Origin of the sequence: Pseudoalteromonas sp. 68 DY56-GL68 (genome assembly GCF_041414825.1) — a bacterium.
Lineage (GTDB): Bacteria > Pseudomonadota > Gammaproteobacteria > Enterobacterales > Alteromonadaceae > Pseudoalteromonas.
The window spans coordinates 343,299-361,684 of record NZ_JAOCZL010000021.1; the positions used below are offsets into that span (position 1 = coordinate 343,299).

Below are 18,386 nucleotides of genomic sequence, written 5' to 3' on the forward strand. Positions count from 1 at the left end.
GCTATTTTTTCAAAGAAAAATAGCCGATTTTAATAAATTAAGCTTTTTCAAGCTCATCGGCAAGTAGTTTAGACTCATCCCCTCTTGGTTTAGTAAAACGCGCTAAACCGAGGTAAATAACAGGGGTTAAATAAAGCGTAAATAACACAGCAAGTGCTAAGCCTCCAAATACAACCCAGCCTATTGCATTTCGTGCTTCGGCTCCCGCCCCCGTTGAAAGAATGAGCGGTAAAGCACCCAGTAAAGTTGAGACTAATGTCATGGCAATAGGTCGTAAACGCACTAAAGCGGCTTCTTCAACTGCAACTCTAACGGAGCGGCCTTGATCCCGTAGCTGGTCAGCAAATTCCACCAGTAAAATCGCATTTTTAGCAATCAAACCAATCAGCATCACTAAACCAATTTGCGAGTAAATGTTCAATGAAGTACCCGTTAAATACAGGGCTAATATTGCCGATGTAATACCAAATGGTACGGTTATCATTACCACTATAGCACTATTAACGCTCTCAAACTGGGCTGCCAACACAAGTAAAACAATTAAGAATGCTAGAACATAGGTTATAAGTACTTCATTGGCGGTTTCTTCAAAGGTAAGGGCTTCACCTTTGAACGCAAGGCTAATACCGCTTGGTAAACTTTGCTGCGAAATTTCACGAATTTTAGTAACCAGCTCAGCGATTGTCACATCTTCAGGTAACTCCATACTAAGCTCAATGGCTCTACGCTGTGCATGGCGCTCAAGCTCTGCAGCAACACCCTCTTCCGTTATAGTTGCGACGCTGCTAAGTGGTACTAGCTCGCCATCGCGCGTACCAACATATAGATTGGCTAAATCATCAGGGTTCGTTATTGTTTGGTTTTGAGCTTGCAGCATAATTGGGATTGATTGGTCACCAATGTTTAAATCGGCGATATCATCACCATTAATTGCCGCTCGTAGCGTCACTGATATATCACTGAGCGATACCCCTAATTCTTCAGCACGGCGCCTATCAATATTAACCCGCAATTGTGGCTGCGATGGCTGATACGAAATACGCACAGGGGCAACAGCTGGCATCGCTTTTTCAATTTCAGCAGAGAAGTCTTGTGCAGCTTTAAATATCTCTAAATAATCTTGGCCAAGTAATGCAAGCTCGATTCCCCCACCTTGACCACGTAAGTTCAAGCTATTTGAGCCACCAGGATAACCCGCCGCGCCTGGAATATTACCCAATGGTTCGCGAATTTTATCAATAATTTCTTGCTGACTAAAATGACGTTCATCCCAATGTTTTAACGGAACTGTAATGAATACGATGTTAGGATCCCACTGCCCAACTACAGTATAAATTGACTCAATTTCTCCGCTTTCAACATAAGGTAATAAAATATCTTCCATCTGCACAGCTTGCCTATCCATAAAATTAAGGCCAACCCCATCTGGGCCACGGGCAAAAATCCTAATTTTGCCGCGATCTTCTGTCGGTAATAACTCATTATCTAAATTGAAATAAAGTGCACCAGAGCCTGCAGCAACCAATAAACACGCAAAAAATGTTAACCACGCATGTTCAAGCACACCATGAATAGAGCGTTTATATATTGCTGCTAAACCATGTCCCAATTTAGCGAAAGGATGAAAACCACCTTGCTTTAATTTCAGCTTTGAGGTCAATGCAGGTACTAATGAAAGGGCCACAAAGCTGGAAATAATCACTGCACCGGCTAGTACCCCACCAAATTCTCTAAACAGTCGCCCTGCTGTTGAAGGTAAAAAAGCAATAGGCACGAATACTGCGGCAAGTACTGCGGTCGTTGCTACTACTGCAAAAAATACTTCACGGGTGCCAATAACCGCTGCTGCACGCCTACCCAACCCTAAACCACGTTGCCGCTGTATGTTTTCACTCACCACAATCGCATCATCAACAATTAGACCTGTTGCTAACACTAACGCCAATAAAGTTAAAATATTAATCGAAAAACCTAGTGCCCAAATAAGCGCGAGCGATCCAATTAATGCCACAGGTATTGCAAAGGCAGGAACAAGGGTTGCTCGCCATGAGCCAATAAACACCCAAAGCGTAATCACCACCAGCAACACTGTCAGTAATAAAGAGTTGATAACCTCATCAACGGAGCTTCTAATAAACTGTGCGTCATCAGAGGTAAGCGTAAACTCCATTTCAGGAAAACGTTCGCGCATTCCTTCAATTAAGCTAAGAACTTCATCAGATATTTCGATAGTATTTGACTGTGCTTGGCGAATAATTTCCATACCAATCACTGGCGTGCCATTGAGTCTTACAAATGAGCGCGGATCTGCAGGGCCAAAATACACCGCAGCGACATCACCAATTCGAGTATCATCACGAACAATAATATCGGCTACCTGCTCTGCAGAAATAGACGTTGCATCGGCACGCACGATCACTTGTTGATCGCTCGACTTTAAACTTCCCGCTGGTACGTCAAAAGGCGCTTGGCGAAGCACGTTAGCAATATCAGGCACAGTTAGATTAAAGCTACTCAGTTTGAGTGGGTCTATTCGAACACGTAATACGCGTTCACGATCACCGTTTAAGCGTACATCAGCAACTCCAGGAATAGTTAAAAACTGAGGTGCTAAATCGACATCAACGCGCTCAGTTAACGCCTCAAGTGACAAGCTGTCGCTTGATACCGTTAACGATACAACCGCTTCGGCATCGTTATCGGCTTTTATTATAGATACACGTTCAACTTCCTCAGGTAATTCACGCTGAACACGCGCGACTGATTCTCGGGTTTCATTTGCTGCATCGTCTAAATTTATGCCAGGTCGAAACTCAACCACAATGCGAGCGTTATTCTCTTCACTTTGAGCGCGAATAGTCTTAACGCCACTTACCCTTGCTACAGCTCCTTCAAGCTTACTGGTCACCTCTGTATCAACAGTTTCAGGTGAGCCACCAGGAAATGAGGCTGAAACAGTAATTCGAGGTCTATCCACGTCAGGTAATTCACGAACTTCAACACCTGCTATCGCTGCAATACCAGCAATGATGATCAACAAATTCAGCACCACAATTAATACTGGCCGACGTATCGCCATTGATGGTAAATCTTCCATCATAGGTTGCTGTTTCATTATTGCTCCTTGGCCAGTTTAATATCATTAATATGAACTAACTCTTGGTCAGGTCGTAAACGCTGAACACCTTCAGTTACGAGTAAATCACCTTCTTTTAATCCACCGGACACGAGTAAACGTCCTGCTAATCGTTGTTCAATTTTGACATCAACACGGGTCGCTTTATTATCAGCACTTTTCCACACATAAGGGCCTGCAGCGCCCCACATCATGGCAGCTTCAGGTACTACAGCGAAATCATCACCAAGTATATTTATATTTACTCGAAAGCTCATCCCTGGCATAAACTGCTTGGCTGAGTTATCAAGTTTTGCTTTCGTTCTTAAAGTGCGCGTTTGTCCATTTATACGCGAATCTAATTGTGCAATTTTTGCCTCGTAAGCTTTCTCGCTAAGCCAAGGAGTCACTTCCACACTGCCTTTGCTTCGCAATACATTAACTGCGGCCTCTGGGGCATTAAAGTTAATGTAAAGCTCAGTTGTGTCATCAATCGTTGCAATAGCTGTTTGGGTGGTGATCCTATCGCCTACTTCAACGTCGGTAAGACCCATCACGCCACTAAATGGGGCACGCACTTGGCGGTCTTCTAATTCAGTTTCAGCCTGAGTTAACTGAACTTTAGCCAGTTCAAATAAGGTTTTAGCATCATCTAGATCACTTTGTGGGACAGCTCCTCTAGCATGACTTTCAACTAATCGCTTCATAGTGCGCTCAGTATCTTGTAATGTAATTCGAGCTTCTGTAAGGGCTGCTTTTTGACGGCGAGAATCTAACTCGAGCAACAATTCACCTTTTTCGACATTGTCTCCTGGTTTAAAATGTACATGGGTAACTCTATCCCCTACAGCAGGATAAAGTGTTACTGAATGAATTGCCTCAGCGTTACCAACAGCTTTTATTTGCTGTTTTGTTTGTTCTAATGTAACGGGTTGTACGACAACATTTGCTGCATGCGCTACTGTTATAAAGCTAATACAGGCTAAAAATGTCCATGATTGAAATCTGCCAAGCTTCAAAATTTCACCTAAATAAGAATCGTTTTAATTGTTACGAAGTGTAACAGCTTTGTGATCAATAAGAAGATATGTTCGATTAATAGCAGTTCAGTGCGGCTAATGTCATTATAAAGGCTGGTAAAGCTTATTAATCAAGGGCTGCAAGCAAAATATTATTAGCTAATTGATATAGCACTGGTACTGAGTAAAGAGTAAAGAGTAATAATGAGAAGTGAGTAGCATGACGATGGCTACTCACTTTTTAAATAAATCGAGCGACTACTAGATGAGCTGTTAAAACCTAAACACAAGCGATGCCACGATTGTTTGTGTTGAGATATCAGCTATGTCGGTTTTTTCATAGTCGATTGTAGCCGCTACGTTATCATTAAAACCATAGCCAACACCAAAGCCCGTTAACAAGGATACTCCGGTATCACTTTTTTCAACCACACTATAAGATTCTGCTGATTCTTGTAAGTAGCTAAAATCATTGTCCCAGACGTAGGCACCAGCGTGTGCTCTTAGGAAAAAACTCCCCGTAATTGGGTAAGTGGCAATAATTCGTGTATCAAAAGAAAGTGTTTTAAAATCTCCCTCGTACACAGTCTCCTTGGTCGGTTCATTTTTATTATTGACCGTATCACGGTAAATATTAAAGTTTGCTTCTCCAGGTAAGCCTAGTCCCACTTCAACGGCAAAATATTGGTTAAACTGATAACCATAAAAACCTCTAAAGCCTTTACCTGACTGCTCATCACTGTAATTTAGTGGTGCGAAAGAATCTTGCTCTATCGAAGGGATAAAATTGATATCGTAATTATTATTTTGTAGAGCTAAACCAAAGTAACTGAACTCATTATTAGAATTGGCATACGACAGTAACGGCATTAGGCATAGTGCCGCGGTTGTAAGCTTTAATTTCATAGATATCCTTCTCTTTTTGTTCCAACATTCTTAAATAGCAAGGCAGGCTAATCGCTATATTTAGCCAATTTAAAGCTCTGTATAAAATATTTAAAAATTAGTTGGTTGTATAAAATTTATCAAAAGCGGCGCTAATGTACATCATTAAGGAACGACATTAAAGTTTTCACTATAATTAAACGCAAAAAACCCCAGACAATGCTGGGGTTTCTATCAATTCATAGAGCTAAGAATTACTGTTGGCGCTGTGCTTCTTTTTGCGCTTTTTTAGCTTCTTTACGCTTACGAAGAACTTCTTGCGCTTCGTTACCGATGTGACCTTCGCCACGCGCTTGTGCTAATTCGATTTGCTTTTGACGCTCAGCAAAACGGCCACGTTGTTCTTCTGTTAGGCTGTCGTGACAGTGATGACACGAAACACCTTCCATGTATTCAGGCTTTTGCTTTTCTTCTTCAGTGATCGGCATACGACACGCGTGACATTGGTCGTAAGAACCTTTTTGTAAATCGTGATTTACCGCAACACGGTTATCGAAAACAAAACACTCACCTTCCCACATGGTTTCTTCCTTTGGTACTTCTTCTAAGTACTTAAGAATACCGCCTTCAAGGTGGAAAACTTCGTCAAAGCCTTGCTCTTTCATGTACGCAGTTGATTTTTCACAACGAATACCACCAGTACAGAACATAGCGACTTTCTTGTGCTTTTCTGGGTCTAGGTTTTCTTTCGCCCACGCTGGGAATTCACGGAATGTTTTAGTATTTGGATCAACCGCATTTTGGAAAGTACCGATCTCGATTTCGTAATCGTTACGCGTATCGATAAGAATCACTTCAGGATCTGAAATTAACGCATTCCAATCCGCTGGTTTTACGTATGTACCCACTACTTCACGTGGGTCGATACCTTCAACCCCCATAGTGACGATTTCTTTTTTCAGTTTTACCTTAGTACGGTAGAACGGACATTCGTCATCGTATGACTCTTTAGTCACAATGTTATCTAGGTTTGGTTGTGCATCTAACCATGCAAGTAGGTTATCGATACCTTCACGTTTAGCAGAAACAGTACCATTGATACCTTCAGCTGCAAGTAACAAAGTACCGCGTACTTCATTGTCTTCCATTACTTTAAGTAGTGGTTGGCGAATCGCTTCAAAATCAGGAAGGGCTACAAATTTGTAAAGTGCGCAAACAACAAAGTGCTCGCTCGTTACATTGTCTTTATGAACAGCAGTCATGGTTTTACCTTTTGCTTTAAATGCCCATGTGGGGCGTTAACCGAATCGCAAATCCGGCGCATTGAGGGCGCGTATTTTACGCGAATTAGCGATAATTGCAAAAACTGATGCGAAATAGCTGTGTTTTTACTGTCTCCAAGTGAGGCAAGTGCGTTATAATGAACAGGATTTACAAATTTTGCTCATCGGAGATTACGCATTGCATTTTACTGAACTTGGGATTGATACACGCCTCGAAAAACAACTTGCGCATCAAGGCATCACCCAGCCCACTGACATTCAAGCTCACGCGGTACCAACAGCTATCGCAGGCCATGATATTTTTGCACAGTCAAAAACAGGATCGGGCAAAACGCTGGCGTTTTTATTACCTGCTGTACAGCGTGTAATGAAACAAAAAGCACTCAGTAAACGCGACCCTCGCGTTTTGATCGTTGCGCCTACACGCGAATTAGCAACCCAAGTATACAGCCAATTAAGACTATTAATTGCTGGTACAAACATTAGTGCCGTAAAAGTACTGGGTGGTGAAAACTTTAATGACCAAATTAAAGCGCTTCGTAAAGACCCACATTTTGTGGTGGGCACACCGGGGCGTTTAGCTGACCATTTGAGTCAACGCTCATTACAGCTTTCAGGGTTAGAGCTGTTAATTTTTGATGAAGCTGATCGTATTCTAGATTTAGGTTTTACCGATCAAGTTAAAATGATCAACGAGCTTGCTGATCACCGTTTACGCCAAACGTTATTGTTTTCAGCAACCCTTGACCATGCACAAGTTGATGCTTTGTCGCGTAACTTATTACGTTCACCAAAACAAATATTGTTAAGTGCCTCTAACGAGCAACATAGTGACATTACCCAGCAGCTTTATTTAGCTGATCATCTAGATCACAAAGAAGCCCTACTTGAGCACTTTGTAAAACAAGATAATGTTGGCCAATGCATTATTTTCACTGCAACACGAGCTGACACCCAGCGTTTAAGCCAATTGTTAAACGATAAAGGCTTTAAAGCACAAGCGCTTGCGGGTGACTTAACACAGGCTAAGCGCCTTGAAATCATGGATGCCTTTAGCCGTGAAAACTTTAAAATCTTAATTACCACCGATGTTGCATCACGTGGTCTTGATTTATTAAGCGTGACTCACGTTATTAACTTTGACCTACCAAAACATGCTGAAGAGTATGTGCACCGTATTGGTCGTACTGGTCGCGCAGGCTTTAAAGGAACTGCTATTTCGTTAGTAGGCCCGAAAGATTGGCCTAGCTACAAAGCAATTAAAGCATTTTTAAATGATGAATTAAGCTTTTTCACCGTTGACGGCCTTGTTGGTAAATTTAAAGGTCTGCGTGAGAAAAAACCAAACACAATTTGGAAAAAAGCAGAGAAAAAAGTGGCTGCTAAACCTGCAAAACCAAAACGCAAAGCAGCCCCTAAAAAGCCTAAAGCCCCTATTCAAGCACCAATTGATGTAGATGGTTTTGCTCCAATGCGCCGTAAGAAAAAGCCAGAACAGGAATAACAATGAGTATTTTAGGAACCACACAAACCCTTTTCGTTAACGAAATGTCTAACGAAGGTGCTTATTTAGATGGCCGTGATTTAGGCGAAGTATTCTTACCAAGCAAAGAAATTGATTACGAACTAGAAGCTGGCGACAGCGTTCAGGTATTCATTTACTTAGATCATGCAGGTCACCCAACTGGCACCACAAAAAAACCATTAGCAGAAGTAGGGGAATATGCCCTACTACGTGTTAAAGCAATCAACAGCACTGGTGCGTTTATGGATTGGGGTCTCGAAAAAGACGTACTTGCGCCATACAACGAACAAAAGCCAAAAATGAAAGACGGCTTTTCTTACCTTGTACGCTTATACCTAGATAACGCCAGCCAACGTATTTGTGCATCGAGCAACTTTAATAAGTTTTTATCGAAAGATGAACCAACTTACTCTGTAATGGAAGAAGTTGACTTAATCGTTGCCGGTAAAACAGACCTAGGCTACAAAGTACTCGTGAACGAAGCCCACATTGGCGTTGTTTACTACAACACGGTATTTAAAAAGCTGTTTGTTGGCCAACGTTTAAAAGGCTTTATTCAAAAAGTACGTGAAGACGGTAAAATCGACGTACTACTTGAAAAGCCAGGCATGGGCAAAGTGAACGACCTAGGCGAAAAGATTTTAGCAAAATTAAAAGCCGAAGGTGGCGTACTTCACTTAGGTGATAAGTCAGACCCAGAAGCAATTAAAAAGACTTTCTCAACCAGTAAAGCAAACTACAAAAAAGCCATTGGTGGTTTGTTTAAGCAAGGTTTGATTGATATTGAAGCAACGTCGATTAGGTTGAAGTAAGTTGCGAGTCAACAAGATATTGAATTATCTGAAAGAGTAAAGTTAACGCTTTACTCTTTTTTATTCTTATTGGTTTTATAGCCTTAACGTGCGTGTGCCATAAATTTTCAATCGCAATTTTGAGTATTTTTCATTTAAAAGTGAAAGTCGCTATTCTTCCATAGACTGCCTTTCCAGATTAACTCACTTCTGCCCCAAAATGAGTTAGCGTAACTGCTCTAGAGCTCTGCCTCAAACGAAGATTGAAAATTTTCTTTTGATACAGTCTTTATATTCAAAATTTACAACTTTCCCCTATATTCAAGAAAATGAGCAATTTGCGCATTCTTGTCATAAGACCACTTTACCAATTTAAATTATTTTGTTAACTAGCAAAAGGTTAGCTAATTTGATAAAAACGTAGTAATCAGAAAAGTGAGCAGTTGCGTGGTAGAAATATGCGCGATTTGCGCACTATTAAATTGTTATGTGTACCGAAAATTCATCAGTAAATTTAATACTTCCCAGCAAAATGTATAAGTGATTATCGTTTGAAATGCCCTAAATGCCAGAGTAGTGTAATTCCTAAACAAGAATACGTTTCTCCTCAATATACAAAAAATTCATGTCCTGTTTGTGGCTATGAATTTATGTTTAGGTTTAATAAGTTGCGGCTTGTACTAATCTACTCTGTTTTAGCACTTGTTTTACTTGGTTATTTAATTAGTTAGGTTTAATGTACACATAACAAAGCAAATTAAAAGTGCGGACAAAAATCAGTTGGCTTTGTTCGTGCCTCACAAATTTTAGCCAACTAATTTTTGCCGTTTATTTGCGGCGTTAGCTGTACTAGGTGAAATTTGATTCCATATTTTGAAATCAGTTTAAAACCCAGCATCGATTACTTTTTGTGGGTGCTACCTGTTTTATTTTTGCTTGTGGCTTTTGTTAGGCTGCCAGCCATCACTGATCTTGTATTGAGCACGGTTAAAATTTCACGAAATTGGCTTTTATCAATTTTGGGTATGATTTTTTTCATTGCACTGTTTAGTACTTACTCCGAGTTACAACAAGATCTCGATGTTAAAAGTCAGATTGATGCGGGTGAGTTTTCACTTGTATCAGGCTGTATTCAAAATTATCGCCTAGATGAAGTTAAGGGACATACAGCAACATTTGAAGTGCAAGAGGTCGAGTTTTCTTATAATAACTATACAAGAACACCTTTTTTCTATGAAAAAGAGTTACCAGGTAAAGTTATAAAAAATGGCAATTGCCTAGAAATAAGCTACTTAACAATATCTAAAGAAAACAAAATCATAAAAATCGTACAGCTAACAAAGTAATTAAACAAAGGACACAAAACAGCAGGCTTGTGCTCCTTCGTCGCCAATTTTAGCCTGCTATTTTGTGCCGTTTATTACGGCGTTACTTTTTTCTGGATTCTCGTATGTTGCATCAAATTGAAAGGTGGATTGATCAGGTGAACATTGAGTACCAAGAACAAAGGATTTCTTGCTCTAAATTCTTTGGTGAATTCAAAGGTTTTTATCCTTTAGAGTTCCTTCAACAATCATATTTTGTGATTGTCGATACAATCCCCAAGCCTAACTTTCCTGAGTTACGTCAAACGGGGTTGGGTGACTTTATAGATATGGAAGTGCACGGAATTACGACAAAAACACTTATTATGTTCTCCCTCAGTTTGCATCGGATTTGCGCTTACATTTTCACGAACTTGTCCATGTTGCACAATGGAGGCATTTAGGTGCAATACCATTTATGGAACGCTACATAACTGAAATTCAAACTTCTGGATATTATGAAGCACCTTTAGAGAAAATGGCATACGCTTTTGATGATCATTTTACGAAAGGTGGCAAGAAAATAGATGTTCCAAATTATGTAGCGAAAGAATTTAACAAGGCATTTAAATAAAAAAAACAGTGGGTTATGTTACGCTTCGCAAAGCATTTTAACCCGTTATCTTTGTCTGCTGACTGCAGTGTTATTACCGTCCACTCGTGGCACTCTAAAGACTGAGGTGATAAATGGAAAATTACTACTTAGAAATTGCGATTGGAATCGCCGCACTTTGCAATATAGTAGCAAGCATTGTGATATTGAGGTCAGACTCATTTGAAAAAGCTCAAAAGGTTGCACAGATTATTATCGTTTGGTTAATACCCTATGGCGCTTCTATTGGGATTATGATGTTTATAATTAGTGAAGATAAACCAAAGCTACCGCCCTCTGCACCAGGCGGTGGTTCCGCAGATCGAATGAGTCAAATGGAGTAGACGAAATGTCTCTTGTTGGCACAGTTCCGCCCTTAAGCCCTTGCCCCAAAGTGAATTAACGTAATTACTCTATAGATCACCTTTTAGCTATTAGATATAGTGATTCACCTAATGATATTGGCTCTACTCCATAATCTGATAATCCACTAACTTTTATGTTGGTGATGACATAAATAACTGTATTAATATACAGTTTATTATTATGTTCCCATATTCAAAAAAATGAGCGACGAGCGCATTTTCTTTTTCTGAATACCTTTAGTGTCAATAAAAATATTAAAGTTGGCAATGCATTACGTTATTTGTTAAAAATAGATTCATTAATACATGCGCGTAACATCGGCACAAAGATGCGCGACGAGCGCACTATAAAATTGTTAGGTGTTTCTGTGATCTCTGAGTATTTTGATGATTGGGAAGTAAAAAAAGAGTTTTCTCAGGAGTTCATTTCCTTATGGAGTGGCTGGCTAGGTCAAGATGAGTGTTACAAACTAGATGAAGTAACAGAACCTGAATGGGAAAGGTTTAATCAATTAGTTAGGTTGCTACATTTAGAATATGAAATGTACGCTGTCAATTTAGAAAACGAGACCATTAATAAACTTGAAGACCTAGATAAATATTTGCCCACTTACGCAGAAGATATGGATAGAGGGCAAATGAACTTCACGACTATTATTATTCCTTCTTTAAATGTAGTTTTAGCTGAAACTTGGGATTACACATATATCCTTTATCATATAAATAATGGTACAGTTGAATCGCTTAAACCTTTAATAAAAAAGAGTAATTTGTTTATTTTTAGTGACTAAAAACCTAACAAGTTAATTAAACAATGGACGCAAAACAGTAGGCTTGCGCTCCTTCGTCGCTTATTTTAGCCTACTATTTTTCGCCGTTTATTAAGGCGTTACCGAATAAATACTCTGACTCATTTATGTCCAAAAACGAGTTTGATTAACTGACTCTCAAATGCAGTTAACCTAGGGAAATTGCCACAAACAAAAAGAGCACTGTATTTAGCGCGATATAAATCACGCTTACAATGCTCTTTAAAGACTATTTTAAAATAACGAGGATTATTTTAGTGAGTCGTTAATTTCTTTTAGTGTTGCAACGGGGTCTGCCGATTGGGTGATTGGACGGCCTACAACTAAATAGTCGCTGCCATCTTCAACGGCTTGTTTTGGTGTCATGATGCGCTTTTGGTCACCTGCATCGCTGCCTGCGGGACGAATACCTGGGGTAACCAGTTTAAAGTCTGCGCCGAGTTCTGCTTTTAGCTTTTTCGCTTCTTGTGCTGAGCACACTACCCCATCAAGGCCTGATTCTTTGGCAAGGTTTGCTAGGTAAATTACTTGCTCTTCTGGCGTTTTATCTACACCTAAACGAGTAAGTTCTGCGGCATCCATACTAGTAAGTACGGTTACTGCAATGAGTAATGGAGCATCATCACCAAACTGTTCTAAAGCGTGTTTTGCTTTAGTCATCATTTCAACGCCGCCAGAGGCATGCACGTTAACCATCCATACACCCATTTTTGCAGCCGCTGTCACAGCTTTAGCCACTGTGTTTGGAATATCGTGAAATTTTAGGTCTAAAAATACATCAAAACCTAAGTCGATTAGTTCCTTAACAAAGCTAGGACCAAAATACGTGAACATTTCTTTGCCTACTTTAAGGCGACACGTATCAGGCGATAATTGCTTTACAAACGCAAGAGCTGTTTGTTGATCATCATAATCAAGGGCAATTAATACTTTTTTTGAATCTTCGACAGACATAACTTTCCTAAAAACTAATGGACTAATATGAATTAAAAACCGTCTATGCCACGGCTTGGAACAATTGTTTCCCAGTGCTTACAAGATGGACATACCCAATAAATGGTATGACTAGTAAAGCCACAGTGTTGGCACTGAAAATCAGGTTTGGTTGCGATATAAGACGTAACTAGCTTATCAATTTGGTCTAGCACATCTTTAATATCATTATTTTGTTTAGCAAGTAGCTGTAATAAGAAGCTAAAGCCACGAATAGTTGGATGACGCTTTAAACTATCCGTTAAAAATTTTATTGCTTGATCAATATGACCTTGTTCTAGTAAAGCTTGGCAGTGTTTTATTTTTATAAGTACCCCACCCTTATCGAGCAACTCGTTGAGTAGCTCATGGAATTGATGAGTTAAATTAAGCTTTTCGTAACTTATAGCTAGCTGTTCAACAAATACAGGGGCAAAAAAGGTAAATTGACAAATTAGCTCACGCCAATAGTAGATTGCTTTTACGTAGTCTTCTTTAATAAATGCACTGTGGCCAAGCTCATACAATGGGCGAATAGCTTTGTGGTTTAAGCTAATGGCTTTACGCATAATTTGCGTATCATTATCTTGTAAGGACGCTTCACAGTAAAAGTTGGCAATGGCTTTTATATGTTGAGGTTTAGTGAACAAATCACTGTGTGCCTCGTACATATTAATGCCTTTTTCCCATTCACGGGTTTGTGAATAAAGATTAATAATTGGCTCTAACGCTTCTTTGTTTCCTGCCTTTACAAGCCAAACTAAGTGTTCTTCTGCGCCATCTAATAAGCCTGCCATAATATAATCTTCAGCAAGCTCAAGGCGACTAGTAGCAGCTTGTTGCTCATCAAGGCTTGGGTGTTTTAATAACAGCTCATGAATTTTAATGGCGCGGTCAAGCTCGCCACGGCGGCGGAACATGGTTGCAAGTGTTGAGTAGTGTTCAACCGAATCAGCAGCGACTTCAAGAAGGTTAATAAGGTGTTCTAAGCCTTGATCTTCTTCTCTGTCTAAGAGAAATTTAAGGCCTTTAGAATATTCAGAGGTGATTTGTCTATTAAGCTGATGAGCTTGGTTTTTAGCACTGTTTTTACCCATTATCCAACCGTAACCGGCTGCAACGGGTAAAAGTAAAAACAGAAGCTCAATCATGGTTAGGTGTCTTTATTAGCAACAAGCTTTTTATTGTTTTTTTCAGGCGCTAACTTTTTCTTTAAGCGATAATTTTGCCACTTTAACTGCGAAAACAGTGTAAAGCTTATAAAACAACCAATGGCGACACCTAAAACAAAGCAGATACTTATTACAACAGCTAAGGGCAACGTATTACTGGCAATTAAATAATTGATTTGCACCAATTGTGGATTTTGTGAACCAAGTACAAACGCAATAAATAAACACAGCGCTATTAATACAATTTTTAATACCCTAAACAAGTAACTACTCCTGTATAAAACTAGGCAATACTCTCATTTACGCGATCACGTAATTCTTTACCTGGTTTAAAATGTGGTACGTGCTTACCGTCTAACTCAACTGTTTCGCCAGTCTTTGGATTACGACCTGTGCGTGGAGAACGATAATGCAATGAGAAACTTCCAAAGCCACGGATCTCAATACGATCTGAGCTAGATAATGAACCGGCCATTTGTTCAAGAATTTCTTTAACGGCATTTTCAACATCTTTCACTGGGATGTGTGCGTGTTGTTCAGCTAGTTGTTCTATCAATTCTGACTTAGTCATAACGTTTCCTTAAAAAGAGATAAAGGAAGGGCAAAACTGCCCTTCCAATTAAAGACTATAGATTAGTCTTTTTGAGCATTTTTGAATGCTGCAGCCATTGCGTTTTCGAACGCAGGCTCTTCTTTCTTAAGCTTCTCTAGTACTTCTTTCTCTTCTGCTTCGAAAAGAGCTTTAACTGATAAGCTTAAAGTGCGGTTCTTACGATCAACACCAACGTATTTCGCTTCGATTTCGTCGCCTTCAGAAACTACAGTTGTAGCATCTTCAACACGCTCTTGAGCGATATCAGCTACACGGATGTAACCTTCAACGCCTTCGATTAGCTCAACAGTTGCGCCTTTCGCATCAACTTCAGTCACTTTACCTTTAACAATAGCACCTTTTTTGTTTGCGTCCAGGTAGTTATTGAAAGGGTCAGCTTCGATTTGCTTAACGCCTAGAGAGATACGCTCACGCTCTGGGTCAACTTGCAATACGATAGCAGTGATTTCGTCGCCTTTCTTGAATTCACGTACAGCTTCTTCGCCTGGCGTGTTCCAAGAAATGTCTGAAAGGTGAACAAGACCGTCAATACCGCCTTCAAGACCGATGAAGATACCGAAGTCAGTGATTGATTTGATCTTACCAGTAACTTGGTCGCCTTTGTTTTGTAGACGAGCAAATTCTTGCCATGGGTTAGCAATACATTGCTTAAGACCAAGAGAAATACGACGACGCTCTTCGTCGATTTCAAGAACCATAACTTCAACAGTGTCACCTAGTGAAACAACTTTTGAAGGGTGGATGTTCTTGTTAGTCCAATCCATTTCAGAAACGTGTACTAGACCTTCTACGCCTTCTTCGATTTCAACGAAACAACCGTAGTCAGTAAGGTTAGTTACACGACCAGAAAGCTTAGAACCTTCTGGGTAACGACCAGCGATAGCTGCCCATGGATCTTCGCCAAGCTGTTTAAGGCCTAGAGATACACGAGTTTTCTCTTTGTCGAATTTAAGAACTTTAACTGCGATTTCGTCGCCAACATTAACGATTTCTGAAGGGTGCTTAACACGCTTCCACGCCATGTCTGTGATGTGTAGTAGACCGTCAACACCACCAAGGTCAACGAACGCACCGTAGTCAGTAAGGTTCTTAACGATACCTTTAACTTCTTGACCTTCAACAAGGTTAGCAAGAAGTTCTTCACGCTCTTGTGAGTTTTCTGATTCGATAACTGCACGGCGAGAAACAACTACGTTGTTACGCTTTTGGTCAAGCTTGATTACTTTGAACTCAAGCTCTTTACCTTCAAGGTGAGTTGTGTCACGTACTGGACGAACATCAACAAGTGAACCAGGTAGGAAAGCACGGATTGAATCAACTTCAACAGTGAAACCGCCTTTAACTTTACCGTTGATAACACCAGTAACAGTTTCTTGCTCTTCACACGCTTTCTCAAGACGGATCCACGCTTCGTGACGCTTCGCTTTCTCACGAGAAAGGATAGTTTCACCGAAACCGTCTTCGATTGCATCTAGTGCAACATCTACTTCGTCGCCAACAGCAACTTCTAGTTCACCAGCAGCATTTTTGAATTGCTCAGCAGGGATTGCACTCTCAGATTTAAGACCAGCATCAACAAGTACGATGTTGTTCTCGATTGAGATAACTGTACCTTTAACGATAGAGCCTTGCTCTGCTTCAAAACCCTTTAGGCTTTCTTCAAATAACTGCGCAAAATTTTCTGACATTATACGTCTCTAAATAATTAAATAACCAATTAGCAACCATGCTGCATGGGGTTGTTAAAATAGCACTGGCCTCCTGCCGGCACCTTAAAAAATTTACTTTTTAGCTTTAGGAAGCTTACCTGCAAGTACTGCTTCATCTAACAAAGTTACAACTTTATCAAACACTTGCATTGCATTAAAATCACTTGTGTCGATTTCAATCGCGTCATCTGCAGGTATAAGCGGCGCAATTTCACGATTCATATCGCGATGATCACGGGCCTTTATATCCTCAAGTAGACCACTTAGTGTAACATCTAGACCACGTTCGTTCAACTCTGCAAAACGTCGACGCGCGCGCTCCTCAGCAGAAGCTGTCAAATATATTTTCAGTGGTGCATCAGGGAACACGACCGTTCCCATATCACGACCATCAGCAATTAAACCATTTTCAGTTCTAAATGCTCGCTGGCGGCGTAACAATGCTTCTCTAACTCGCGGCAGTGCTGCTACTTTTGAGGCAGCAGCCCCTACTTCTTCGTTTCTAATTGTGGTTGTGACATCCTCGCCTTCCAAAATAATTTTCGATGTGTGTGCTTGGCTATCAACCAAAAATTGCACATCTAAATTTGCAGCAAGAGGAACAAGACCTTCTTCATTGTCTAATTCAATTTGATGATGGAGTGCCGCAAGTGACAACACACGATAAATCGCGCCGCTGTCTAATACATCCCAACCTAATTTCTCGGCTAACAAGCGGCAAACAGTTCCTTTACCTGAACCACTTGGGCCATCTATGGTGATAACGGGCATTGATAACGCCTGCATTTATAACCTCCTGCAATGCACACCAAAATAAAACCGCGATATTATACGTCAGTTCTGATAATAGATCCGCATTTAGAGTGTAACTTTTTATATTTTCTTCTGTTTTATTGACTTGAGACAGACTCTAGTACTTTGAAAAACGTTGGAAAAGTTTTGTATGTACACTTAGGATCGTTAATGGTTATTGGCTTACCAGCAACTGCCACCATCGCAAAGCACATGGCAATGCGGTGGTCGTTGTAAGTATCAATCGCTACATCGTTAAATGTTTTAGGTGGTGTAATTTCGATGAAATCTTCCCCTTCAACAACCTCAGCACCTACTTTTCGAAGCTCTGTGGCCATGGCATGCAAGCGATCTGTTTCTTTTACACGCCAGTTATAGATATTGCGAATGGCCGTTTTACCTTTTGCAAAAAGCGCAACAGTTGCCAGCGTCATTGCCGCATCAGGAATTGCATTGGCATCAATATCTACGGCGTTCAGCTCTCCCTTACGAACCACCAGCTTTTCATCGTACCAATCAATTTTAGCGCCAACTTGTTCCATGACTTTGGCAAAACCAATATCGCCTTGAACAGATGCAGCACCTACCCCATTGATCTCAATTTCGCCGCCCGCTATTGCAGCAGCCGCAACGAAGTAAGAAGCACTAGATGCATCCCCTTCAACCATTATACGTTCAAGTGCTTGATACTGTTGACAGCCTTTAACGTAAAACGTTTCGTAATTGTCATGGCTCACAGTAACGCCAAAACGCTTCATCACATCAAGGGTGATATCGATATAAGGTTTTGATACCAAGGTGCCTTTAATAGTGATTTCTGTGTCGCCATTAAATAGCGGGGCTGCCATTAATAATGCAGTTAAAAATTGACTTGAAATGCTGCCATCAATTGCAACTTTACCACCGTTGATTTTGCCGCCTTTAATAGCCAGAGGCGGATAATCTTTATTTTTTAGGTATTCAACATCACCGCCAAGTGCTTGTAGCGCATCCACCAAATGGCCGATTGGGCGCTCTTCCATACGAGGCTCACCCACTAGCTGGTATTCGCCTTCTACCGCCGCTAACACCGCTGTAAGAGGACGATAAGCCGTACCAGCATTGCCTAAAAATAGTGGCTCGCTAGGTGTTTTAAATTTACCGGCAACACCTTCGACAGTTGCCACTGTTTTATCTTCATTAAGCGATACATTAACGCCTAAAAGTTTTAGTGCACCTAACATATGACGAATGTCGTCACTATCAAGTAGGTTTTCTACAACTGTGGTGCCCTCTGCCAGCGCTGCTAACAGTAAAATACGGTTTGATAAACTTTTTGAGCCAGGCAGTGTCACACTGCCATTTACCTTTGTAATCGGTTCAAGACGAAGCTGTTCCATA

Annotated in this window: 16 protein-coding genes and 1 pseudogene; 6 read left to right on the forward strand and 11 right to left on the reverse strand. The window is 40.5% G+C overall.

Features of this window, described 5'->3' with window-relative positions; translation table 11 throughout:
- Positions 1–37 precede the first annotated feature (37 nt).
- The 4 genes from NYF15_RS16030 to NYF15_RS16045 form a co-directional block, all read right to left on the reverse strand.
- Entirely contained in the window at positions 38–3,115 is a 3,078-nt protein-coding gene (locus NYF15_RS16030) for an efflux RND transporter permease subunit (protein ID WP_371354096.1), read from the reverse strand.
- Positions 3,115–4,092 carry an efflux RND transporter periplasmic adaptor subunit gene (locus NYF15_RS16035; RefSeq protein ID WP_371354218.1) on the reverse strand — a complete coding sequence of 326 codons (978 nt, stop codon included), beginning with the start codon at positions 4,090–4,092 and terminating at the stop codon, positions 3,115–3,117. Before NYF15_RS16035 ends, NYF15_RS16030 begins: the two co-directional genes overlap by 1 nt.
- A 315-nt stretch (positions 4,093–4,407) precedes the next feature.
- Positions 4,408–5,040 carry an outer membrane beta-barrel protein gene (locus NYF15_RS16040; RefSeq protein ID WP_371354097.1) on the reverse strand — a complete coding sequence of 211 codons (633 nt, stop codon included), beginning with the start codon at positions 5,038–5,040 and terminating at the stop codon, positions 4,408–4,410.
- A 233-nt stretch (positions 5,041–5,273) separates the two neighbouring features.
- Positions 5,274–6,281 (reverse strand): rhodanese-related sulfurtransferase, encoded by a 1,008-nt coding sequence (locus tag NYF15_RS16045; protein WP_371354098.1) that lies wholly within the window; start codon positions 6,279–6,281, stop codon positions 5,274–5,276.
- 199 nt (positions 6,282–6,480) lie between these two features.
- Between NYF15_RS16045 and NYF15_RS16050 the strand changes: the two genes are divergently transcribed.
- The 6 genes and pseudogenes from NYF15_RS16050 to NYF15_RS16075 all read left to right on the forward strand — a co-directional run bounded on the left by NYF15_RS16050 (position 6,481) and on the right by NYF15_RS16075 (position 11,730).
- Positions 6,481–7,806, forward strand: coding sequence for a DEAD/DEAH box helicase (locus tag NYF15_RS16050; RefSeq protein WP_371354219.1), 1,326 nt, complete (start codon positions 6,481–6,483; stop codon positions 7,804–7,806).
- A gap of 2 nt (positions 7,807–7,808) precedes the next feature.
- Positions 7,809–8,639, forward strand: a complete 831-nt coding sequence (locus NYF15_RS16055; RefSeq protein ID WP_371354099.1) for a S1 RNA-binding domain-containing protein — start codon at positions 7,809–7,811, stop codon at positions 8,637–8,639.
- A gap of 839 nt (positions 8,640–9,478) precedes the next feature.
- Complete coding sequence (locus NYF15_RS16060) at positions 9,479–9,964, forward strand: hypothetical protein (RefSeq protein ID WP_371354100.1); 486 nt, start codon at positions 9,479–9,481, stop codon at positions 9,962–9,964.
- Between the two features lie 104 nt (positions 9,965–10,068).
- A pseudogene (locus NYF15_RS16065) lies at positions 10,069–10,556 on the forward strand (hypothetical protein).
- 113 nt (positions 10,557–10,669) lie between these two features.
- Entirely contained in the window at positions 10,670–10,918 is a 249-nt protein-coding gene (locus NYF15_RS16070; RefSeq protein ID WP_371354101.1) for a hypothetical protein, read from the forward strand.
- A 389-nt stretch (positions 10,919–11,307) separates the two neighbouring features.
- Positions 11,308–11,730: a hypothetical protein gene (locus NYF15_RS16075; RefSeq protein WP_371354102.1), complete on the forward strand. Its 423-nt coding sequence runs from the start codon at positions 11,308–11,310 to the stop codon at positions 11,728–11,730.
- 267 nt (positions 11,731–11,997) lie between these two features.
- Here the strand turns inward: NYF15_RS16075 and pyrF are convergent, their stop codons facing one another.
- The 7 genes from pyrF to aroA all read right to left on the reverse strand — a co-directional run bounded on the left by pyrF (position 11,998) and on the right by aroA (position 18,385).
- Positions 11,998–12,702, reverse strand: a complete 705-nt coding sequence (gene pyrF, locus NYF15_RS16080; RefSeq protein WP_130149816.1) for an orotidine-5'-phosphate decarboxylase — start codon at positions 12,700–12,702, stop codon at positions 11,998–12,000.
- 32 nt (positions 12,703–12,734) lie between these two features.
- On the reverse strand, positions 12,735–13,871 hold the full coding sequence (gene lapB, locus NYF15_RS16085) for a lipopolysaccharide assembly protein LapB (RefSeq protein ID WP_371354103.1): 1,137 nt from the start codon (positions 13,869–13,871) through the stop codon (positions 12,735–12,737).
- Between the two features lie 2 nt (positions 13,872–13,873).
- A complete protein-coding gene (locus NYF15_RS16090; RefSeq protein WP_062569028.1) occupies positions 13,874–14,155 on the reverse strand; it encodes a lipopolysaccharide assembly protein LapA domain-containing protein in 282 nt (93 codons plus the stop codon).
- Between the two features lie 20 nt (positions 14,156–14,175).
- The gene (ihfB, locus tag NYF15_RS16095) at positions 14,176–14,463 is read right to left on the reverse strand and encodes an integration host factor subunit beta (protein WP_062569027.1); all 288 of its coding nucleotides are present in this window, start codon (positions 14,461–14,463) and stop codon (positions 14,176–14,178) included.
- 62 nt (positions 14,464–14,525) lie between these two features.
- Positions 14,526–16,193, reverse strand: coding sequence for a 30S ribosomal protein S1 (gene rpsA, locus NYF15_RS16100; protein ID WP_062569026.1), 1,668 nt, complete (start codon positions 16,191–16,193; stop codon positions 14,526–14,528).
- Between the two features lie 93 nt (positions 16,194–16,286).
- Positions 16,287–17,000, reverse strand: a complete 714-nt coding sequence (gene cmk / locus NYF15_RS16105; protein ID WP_371354104.1) for a (d)CMP kinase — start codon at positions 16,998–17,000, stop codon at positions 16,287–16,289.
- Between the two features lie 104 nt (positions 17,001–17,104).
- Positions 17,105–18,385: a 3-phosphoshikimate 1-carboxyvinyltransferase gene (gene aroA / locus NYF15_RS16110; RefSeq protein ID WP_371354105.1), complete on the reverse strand. Its 1,281-nt coding sequence runs from the start codon at positions 18,383–18,385 to the stop codon at positions 17,105–17,107.
- Between the last annotated feature and the right edge of the window lies 1 nt (position 18,386).